General features: G+C 37.9%; 8 protein-coding genes. All 8 read left to right on the forward strand.

The window, feature by feature from the left end:
- A partial coding sequence (locus EAX61_RS16115) for a T9SS type B sorting domain-containing protein (protein ID WP_147448393.1) occupies positions 1-2505 on the forward strand: 2505 nt, incomplete at its 5' end.
- Positions 2506-2539: 34 nt separating this feature from the next.
- Complete coding sequence (locus EAX61_RS16120) at positions 2540-3463, forward strand: PorP/SprF family type IX secretion system membrane protein (RefSeq protein ID WP_121918750.1); 924 nt, start codon at positions 2540-2542, stop codon at positions 3461-3463.
- 10 nt (positions 3464-3473) lie between these two features.
- Entirely contained in the window at positions 3474-5384 is a 1911-nt protein-coding gene (locus tag EAX61_RS16125; protein ID WP_121918744.1) for an OmpA family protein, read from the forward strand.
- Between the two features lie 14 nt (positions 5385-5398).
- A complete protein-coding gene (locus tag EAX61_RS16130) occupies positions 5399-5839 on the forward strand; it encodes a DUF1573 domain-containing protein (protein ID WP_121918745.1) in 441 nt (146 codons plus the stop codon).
- A 627-nt stretch (positions 5840-6466) separates the two neighbouring features.
- Positions 6467-7258, forward strand: a complete 792-nt coding sequence (locus tag EAX61_RS16135) for a MotA/TolQ/ExbB proton channel family protein (protein ID WP_121918746.1) — start codon at positions 6467-6469, stop codon at positions 7256-7258.
- Between the two features lie 34 nt (positions 7259-7292).
- Positions 7293-7748: a hypothetical protein gene (locus EAX61_RS16140; RefSeq protein WP_121918747.1), complete on the forward strand. Its 456-nt coding sequence runs from the start codon at positions 7293-7295 to the stop codon at positions 7746-7748.
- A gap of 5 nt (positions 7749-7753) precedes the next feature.
- Complete coding sequence (locus tag EAX61_RS16145; RefSeq protein ID WP_121918748.1) at positions 7754-8380, forward strand: ExbD/TolR family protein; 627 nt, start codon at positions 7754-7756, stop codon at positions 8378-8380.
- Between the two features lie 11 nt (positions 8381-8391).
- Entirely contained in the window at positions 8392-8859 is a 468-nt protein-coding gene (locus EAX61_RS16150) for an ExbD/TolR family protein (protein WP_121918749.1), read from the forward strand.
- Positions 8860-9044: the final 185 nt, after the last annotated feature.

Below are 9044 nucleotides of genomic sequence, written 5' to 3' on the forward strand. Positions count from 1 at the left end.
ACCGTAACGAACACCAATGTTAACGATGCCGATTGTGACGGAGTCCCGACTTCGGAAGATTGTGATGACAATGATGCTACCGTAACGAACACCAATGTAAACGATGCAGATTGTGATGGCGTCCCCACTTCAGAAGATTGTGATGATAACGATGCAACCGTAACGAACACTAACGTAAACGATGCAGATTGTGACGGCGTTCCAACAAGTGAAGACTGTGACGACAACGATGCAACCGTAACGAATACCAATGTCAACGATGCAGATTGTGATGGCGTCCCCACATCTGAGGATTGTGATGATAACGATGCAACTGTAACGAATACCAATATCAACGATGCCGATTGTGATGGCGTTCCAACATCTGAAGATTGTGATGATAACGATGCAACTGTAACAAATACCAATATCAACGATGCCGATTGCGATGGAGTTCCGACGTCAGAAGACTGTGATGACAACGATGCAACCGTAACGAACACCAATGTAAACGATGCAGATTGTGATGGCGTCCCCACTTCAGAAGATTGTGATGATAACGATGCAACCGTAACGAACACCAATGTTAACGATGCAGATTGTGACGGAGTCCCGACTTCGGAAGATTGTGATGACAATGACGCGACTGTAACGAATACCAATGTCAACGATGCAGATTGTGATGGTGTTCCGACTGCAGAAGATTGCGACGACAACGATGCAACAAACACAAACAGCAATGTAAATGATGCGGATTGTGATGGCGTTCCAACATCAGAAGATTGTGATGATAACGATGCAACCGTAACGAACACCAATGTAAACGATGCCGATTGTGACGGAGTCCCAACATCTGAGGATTGTGATGACAACGATGCAACTGTAACGAACACCAATGTAAACGATGCAGACTGTGATGGCGTTCCAACGTCTGAGGATTGTAATGACAACGATGCGACCGTAACGAACACCAATGTTAACGATGCCGATTGTGACGGAGTCCCGACTTCGGAAGATTGTGATGACAATGACGCGACTGTAACGAACACTAACGTCAACGATGCCGATTGTGATGGAGTTCCAACAAGTGAAGACTGTGACGACAACGATGCAACTGTAACGAATACCAATGTCAACGATGCAGATTGTGATGGTGTTCCAACAAGTGAAGACTGTGACGACAATGATGCTACCATAACGAATACCAATGTCAACGATGCCGATTGTGATGGCGTTCCAACATCAGAAGATTGTGATGATAACGATGCTACCGTAACGAATACTAATGTCAACGATGCAGATTGTGATGGCGTCCCCACTTCAGAAGATTGTGATGATAACGATGCAACCGTAACGAACACTAACGTAAACGATGCAGATTGTGACGGCGTTCCAACGTCTGAGGATTGTAATGACAACGATGCGACCGTAACGAATACTAATGTCAACGATGCAGATTGTGATGGCGTCCCCACTTCAGAAGATTGTGATGATAACGATGCAACCGTAACGAACACTAACGTAAACGATGCCGATTGTGACGGAGTCCCGACTTCGGAAGATTGTGATGACAATGATGCTACCGTAACGAACACCAATGTAAACGATGCAGATTGTGATGGCGTCCCCACTTCAGAAGATTGTGATGATAACGATGCAACCGTAACGAACACTAACGTAAACGATGCAGATTGTGATGGCGTTCCAACTTCGGAAGACTGTGATGATAACGATGCAACCGTAACGGACACCAATGTTAACGATGCAGATTGTGACGGCGTTCCAGCTTCAGAAGACTGTGATGACAACGATGCTACGATAGGCACTATATGTGAAGGATTGATAGAAGTTCGAAAGACAGCGAGTTATACAGGTTCACAAGTAGGAGATATAATTTTCTATACAATCGAAGTAGAGAATATAGGTGATGTACCGCTATTTGATCTTGTTTTGATAGATACTTTCTTAGATGCAAATGGCAATACCATGACCTTAAGTACAGAGCCTCAATTTACAGGAGCGAGTCAGAATAGTCCAGAAGGTCAACTACAAATAGGTGAGATAGCCACTTATCTCGCTACTTATCAAATAAGCCAACAGGCAATTAGCTCGGGTGGCGTTAGTAATAGTGTTTGGGCTGGGGCAAGCACGCCTTTTGATACTATTGTTTCTGATATAAGTGATGATGATGATGACTTTGATGGGAATATGGTAGATGATCCTACAATCACAATTTTTGATTGTCTTGTAATCTATAATGAGTTTTCTCCTAATGGTGATGGTGTAAATGACACTTTTGTGATTACTTGTATCGAAGATTTTCCAGGTAATACACTAGAGGTTTATAATAGATGGGGCAATCTAGTTTATAAAACAGTTGACTACAAAAATGATTGGGCTGGAATTTCAAATGGTAGATCAACTATCACACAATCTAAAGAACTCCCTGTAGGAACCTACTACTACGTACTTGATGTTAAAGACGGGTCAACTCCTAAAACAGGATGGTTATATATACAACGATAAAACTCAGTTTTTAACGAAGATTAAAATGATACAAATGTTATCAAAGATAAATCAATACCTGACGATTTTTTTAGTACTCTGTTGTACTATAAATACTATGGCTCAGCAAGACCCACAGTACACGCATTATATGTACAATACAATGTCGGTAAATCCAGGTTATGCTGGACAACGTAATACTTTAAGTATAACAGGTCTTAACAGAACGCAATGGGTAGGGATAGAAGGTGCTCCAAACACATTTTCATTTGCTGCTCACGGCCCGATGCGCAATGAGCGCGTAGGTTTAGGCTTAAGCGCTGTGGCAGATCAGTTGGGCCCAGCCCAAGAAATCTATGTAGACGCTAATTTCTCATATACAATTCCTGTGTCCTACTCAAGAGAAACAAAACTTTCATTTGGATTAAAGGGAGGAATTCACCAGCTAGATACTGATTGGAGTAAAGGACAATTTCAAAATCCTGATGTTACATTCACAGAAAATATTAGTTTACTGAGTCCAACTGTTGGAGCTGGATTGTACTTACACTCGAATGACTGGTATTTTGGAGCCTCTGTTCCTAATATTCTTTCGACGAGTCACTATGATGATTTTAGTGAGTCCATTGCTTCAGAACGTTTACATGTGTTTTTGATCGCTGGGATGGTGTTTGATCTTAATCAAGATTTAAAATTTAAGCCTTCCGCTTTCGCGAAAGCGGTACAAGGAGCACCAGTAATAGTTGACGTGTCTGCAAATTTCTTACTTTATGAAAAGCTGAATCTAGGTGTTGCCTGGCGCTGGGACGACGCATTAAGTGCGATGGCCGGTTTTCAAGTCACCGAGGGATTAATGATTGGGTACGGGTATGATTATACAACATCTGGATTAAACAATTATACTAGTGGATCTCACGAAATCCTAATACGATTTGAAGTGCAAAAATTAGGAAGATTCTTATCACCGCGCTTTTTTTAAACTACACATAATGAAACAGATAACAAAAATTATATTTTTAATAGGTTTCTGTGCCCTTTCTCAAGCACAACAGATAAGACGAGGTACTTTAAAGGATTACTCAAATTTTGATTATACTGGGACTATAGAGGTTCTTGAGAAACTAGCAAATAAGAAAAATCCTTCTCCTGACGTTTTTTTAAAACTAGCAGATGCCTATTATAATAACGGTAAAATGGACGAAGCTGCGAGATGGTATGAGCGCCTATTAAATACTGAGGCTATTATTGATCCTGAAATTTATTTCAAGCAGTCTATCGCGCTCAAAACAATTGGAAAATATGAAGCTGCAAACGAATCGATGTTGAAATTTACTAAAGTTTCGCCTCAGGATTCTCGAGCAATAAGATTTCTTAGCTCAAAAGATTACTTAGATAACATTGTCGATAATTCTGCATTTATAACTCTCAAAAACTTAGATATCAACACTCCGTTATCTGATTTTGGAGGTATTTTATACGATGAAAATTTAATATTTGCTTCTTCAAGGGATGAAAGTGAAAAAATTTACAAGTGGAATGATCAACCGTTTCTAGACTTATTTGAATTATCTACAGATGGTGCTATAAGTGAAATTCAAGGAGACATAAACACAAAATATCACGAGTCTTCTGCTGCCTTTACAAGGGATGGTAAAACGATGTATTTTACTCGCAACAACTATTATAAGAAAAGACTTAAGGGGGATGAAAATAACTCACATCGCCTCAAAATTTATAAAGCAAAGAAAGTAGATGGGACTTGGACAAATGTAGAATCGCTACCATTCAATAGTGACGATTACAGTACAGCACATCCTGCTTTAAGTCCAGACGGTAAAACCCTTTATTTTGCCTCAGATATGCCCGGTTCTCTAGGAAGTTCTGATATTTTCAAAGTTGCGATAATTGATGATGATATTTATGGGAATCCAGTAAACCTAGGCTCAAAAATTAATACTGAAGGAAGGGAGAATTTTCCCTATGTAAGTAAAAATGGAACGTTGTATTTTTCTTCAAATGGACATATAGGTTTGGGAGGTCTTGATGTATATGAAGTAGAGCGTAAGGCAGATGACGTTCAAATTAAGAATATCCTTAATGTAGGAAGACCCATAAATAGTTCTTACGATGATTTTAGTTTTTTCTTTAACGATAAAGCCTTGACGGGTTACATAACGTCAAATAGGCCAGGTGGAAAAGGAGATGACGATATTTACTCCTTTGCAAAAACAGAATGCACTCAAAATTTATTTGGCATAGTTAAAACAGAAGCAGGAGAATTACTCGATAATGCGACGATTATACTCACTAGCGATAATAATGCAGTATCCGAACTACAGACCGATGAAAAAGGTTCTTTTGAAGCTAATTTTAAGTGTGAGAGTCGTATAATAGATATCGTAGCCGCTAAGGAAGGTTATGAAGAGGATAGGATTTCGATATCTCTGGAAGTACCTAAATCTTCATATGAAAACACAACGGAAGCTCGTCTTACACTTAAGGAAAAGACGAAGGTTGCTGCTATCGGAACGGATTTATTTAATTTGTTAGATTTACAACCTATCTATTTTGATTATGACAAGTCCTTTATTAGGAATGACGCAGCGATGGAGCTAGAAAAGATTATTAACTATATGAAAGAATTTCCTAGCGTAAAAATAGAGGTGAAGTCTCATACCGATGCTAGAGGAAATGATTCTTATAATCTAGCATTATCCGAGCGTAGAAATGCGGCTACTAAGGCATACCTTATAGAACAGGGTAATATTACACCAAATCGCCTGTCAGGCAGAGGTTATGGAGAAACACAATTAACAAACAATTGTTCGAATAATGTCCCTTGTGCAAAAGAGGATCATCAAGCTAATAGGCGAAGTGAATTTATCATAATTGAAAATTAATAAACAACAATAAAATGGAACGCAGAATTTTTTACCTCATTACAATTGTCCTAATACTTACATCTTGTAAGGAAAACACTTCTACATCTCTGGCTCCTGAAAAAGCATCTCCTGCCGAAGAACAAATTAATGCTTATCCTATATTAACTTTTGAAAAGATGGAGCACGACTTTGGAAAGATGGATCAAGGAGATGAGTTAAGCACGACTTTTAAATTTCAAAATACTGGAGATGGTATTTTACAGATATCATCTATAAAGGCTAAATGTGGGTGTACCGTACCTAATGATTGGCCTGCTGGACCTATACTTCCTGGAGATAATGGAGAGTTTACCGTACAATTCAACTCACGTAATAAAAAAGGTCGCATTCGTCAGCCCGTAACAATTAACTCAAACACAAAAAACCGTGAAGATGTTGTAACTATTACTGCAGACGTTCAGGAAAACGAGTAAATTCCTATCATCTTTCATCCCTGATTATAAAAGTGTTCTTCATTTAAAGCGAGAACACTTTTTAGTTTATTACTTTAAGATTTTAAATGCTGTTAGGAGTCAAAAACGTTTGATGCATTTAAAATAGTCTTACACTTACGTGAAATGAAAAGGCGCAAACAGTAACAATTTTAAAATAGCTTCATAGGAAACCTAAGTGATTGTTCAAAATATATTTTTACGAAATCGTTTTCGTTGAAGAATTGATAATTCTCATTGTTTTATTTTAAATGAAGTAAAGCAATACTATTGAAAAAGATTGTCTTGTAGCTTTAACGAGTTCTTAATAACTTGGATATGCTGGTATTAAGTTACTTGTGCGAAGCCATTACTTACTCGCAATAATAAGCCCGTGATCTTTAACTCTGATTGTTTGCCAGTGATTTTGAAATCTTTTGTCACAAATTTTTATTGATTCTTTTAAAAGTTCCTATTGATTGTGTAAGTTTGAAACCTGTGTTTAGCAGAATAACTTATGATTAAGAAAATTTTGAGTCTGAGTTTTTTGAAAGACTTGCATTTCTAACATTTGAATAAATTAATTACTATATTTAACCTTTTCTAATTAAAAATTTAAGATCAAGAGCAATGAAAAAATTATTCTCTATTATGGCACTCGCTGCTGTTGTTGCCTTAGGCACGCTTAATGTAAAAGCAAACAATGTGCAAACAATCGCACCAGTACAAATACAGCAAATCATTGCAGATGATGCTGGAACGTCCCTTCAAGATGCACCCGTCGAAGAAGAATTGACATTTACACAAGATTTGAAAAAACGATTTATTGAAGGTGGTCCAGGATTTATGGGAATTGTACTTCTTTGTTTGATTCTTGGTCTTGCCATTGCAATCGAGAGAATTATCTATTTAAATCTTGCTTCTACAAATACTAAGAAACTCGCTCAGGAGGTTGAGGATGCTCTAAATAGTGGAGGAGTAGAGGCTGCAAAGGAAGTTTGTCGTAATACAAAAGGACCTGTAGCATCTATATACTATCAAGGTCTTGATAGAATGCACGAGGGTACTGAGGCAGCTGAGAAAGCTGTGGTAGCTTATGGTGGAGTTCAGATGGGACAACTTGAAAAGAACGTTTCTTGGATTTCATTATTTATCGCACTTGCGCCTATGCTTGGGTTTATGGGAACTGTAATCGGGATGATTCAGGCCTTTGATAAAATTGAAGCAGCAGGAGATATGAACCCAGCACTTGTGGCAGGAGGTATTAAAGTTGCACTTCTGACAACGGTATTTGGACTTATTGTAGCAATTATCCTTCAGATTTTCTATAACTACATTATTGCAAAAATTGACAGTATCGTAAATGATATGGAAGATGCTTCAATCACTTTGATTGATATGCTATCTAAGCACAGAAAGTAATAAAGAGTAGTAATACCTAAAACATATATATATTATGGCATTACATAAAATTTTTAAAATATTAATGATTGTCCTCGCTATTGCCGGTTTGATAATGGCGGGATATATCTGGACCTTGGATTCTGAGGCACTTCAGACAGCTGTAAAAGCTGGTGGAGTAGATTCTGTTGATACGCCTTGGATCAATGCAATAATGGGGCTGGCCTGGATCGTTCTGGGAGTAACTCTCGTTATCGTATTTATCTTTGTTCTTAAAGGTCTTTTCTCAGGAAATGCAAAGAATACGCTAATTGGTATCGGAGCCTTTGCTTTGATTATAGCTATTGCTTATTTTACGGCAAGTGGAGTAGAAACGCCAATGAAAGATGGTGAGATTCTTTCTGCAAACGGATCAAAGTGGGTAAGCGCTGGAATTAATGCGTTCTATATGCTAGCAGCGATAGCAATAGGATTAATGTTATTCTCAGGAGTTAAAAAACTAGCTAAATAAGAATTATGGCAAAGAGATCAGCACCAGAAATTAATGCAGGGTCGATGGCAGACATCGCTTTTCTCCTCCTTATCTTCTTTCTTGTAACAACTACAATTGATAAAGACAAGGGGCTGATTAGACAATTGCCACCACCTATTGACGAGAATGCACCACCACCACCGGTGATTAAAAACAAGAACTTGTTTATTGTACAAGTAAACCGTAACAACGATTTGCTTGTTGAGAATGAGTTGATGGAGCTTAAAGATTTACGTCAGGCAGCCATTGATTTTCTAGATAATGGAGGAATAAGTGCAGGAGAAGAGGGCTATTGTGACTATTGTCAGGGTGATCGTCTTTCAGATTCTTCAGACAATCCTAATAAGGCAATTATATCGCTTACAAGTGATCGTTTGACAGATTATGATACCTATGTAGCTATTCAGAATGAATTGGGAGCTGCTTATAATTTTCTTCGAGATAGAGAAGCACAAAAAAGGTATGGATGGAAATTCACCGAAAAAAGTGCAGAACTTAATGAAGGAAAAATCGTTGGAGAGGCTGCTAAAGATGCCGTTAAAGAAAAGTTGAGTGTGATTAAGGATTTATTTCCTTTCAAACTTACTGAGGCAGAAGCAAAACAAAATTAATAACAGTAACTATGTCAAAATTTAGAAAAAAAGGCGGGAATGAACTTCCTCCTATATCAACAGCATCACTTCCAGATATTGTTTTTATGTTACTTTTCTTTTTTATGGTAGCGACTGTGCTTCGTAAAAATGATCTTAAAGTAGAAAACATTCTTCCGAATGCAGATCAAACTGAAAAACTTGATAAAACGAGAACTGTATTCATCTATATCGGAAAGCCTAGTGCTCAATATCGAAATGCGGGAACAGAATCTCGTATTCAGATAGGAGATAAGTTTGTCGATGTAAAAGAAGTAAAAGGAGCTGTTTTCGAAGAAATTAATAAGCTTAGAGATGAGTTACGTGACTACGTAACTGTTGCCCTTAAGGTGGACGCAGATGCTAACACAGGTATTGTGAATGATGTAAAGAAGGAGTTGCGTGAGGCAAACCTTCCTAAAATTATATATATTACCACCCAGCAAGAAGCAGTACAATAAGGAAAACTCATTGAAAATTTTTTAAAAACGCCTTGACCTATCAAGGCGTTTTTTTGTTTAATAACTTTGTCCCGTCCTGAAATAGCGATACACTAAATTCTTAGTGTAATGAAAACACCAGTAACCACTGGGTATGTTAAACGTACCCAAAAAGACTACTCGCTTTCTTTTAAGCTTCAAGTAGT

This window comes from Dokdonia sinensis (genome assembly GCF_003688895.1).
Classification (GTDB): domain Bacteria; phylum Bacteroidota; class Bacteroidia; order Flavobacteriales; family Flavobacteriaceae; genus Dokdonia; species Dokdonia sinensis.

Coding starts and splice junctions, on each gene's coding strand:
- EAX61_RS16135 (WP_121918746.1), top strand. CDS start 6,467: ATGAAAAAATTATTCTCTATTATGGCACTCGCTGCTGTTGTTGCCTTA.
- EAX61_RS16130 (WP_121918745.1), top strand. CDS start 5,399: ATGGAACGCAGAATTTTTTACCTCATTACAATTGTCCTAATACTTACA.
- EAX61_RS16145 (WP_121918748.1), top strand. CDS start 7,754: ATGGCAAAGAGATCAGCACCAGAAATTAATGCAGGGTCGATGGCAGAC.
- EAX61_RS16120 (WP_121918750.1), top strand. CDS start 2,540: ATGTTATCAAAGATAAATCAATACCTGACGATTTTTTTAGTACTCTGT.
- EAX61_RS16140 (WP_121918747.1), top strand. CDS start 7,293: ATGGCATTACATAAAATTTTTAAAATATTAATGATTGTCCTCGCTATT.
- EAX61_RS16125 (WP_121918744.1), top strand. CDS start 3,474: ATGAAACAGATAACAAAAATTATATTTTTAATAGGTTTCTGTGCCCTT.
- EAX61_RS16150 (WP_121918749.1), top strand. CDS start 8,392: ATGTCAAAATTTAGAAAAAAAGGCGGGAATGAACTTCCTCCTATATCA.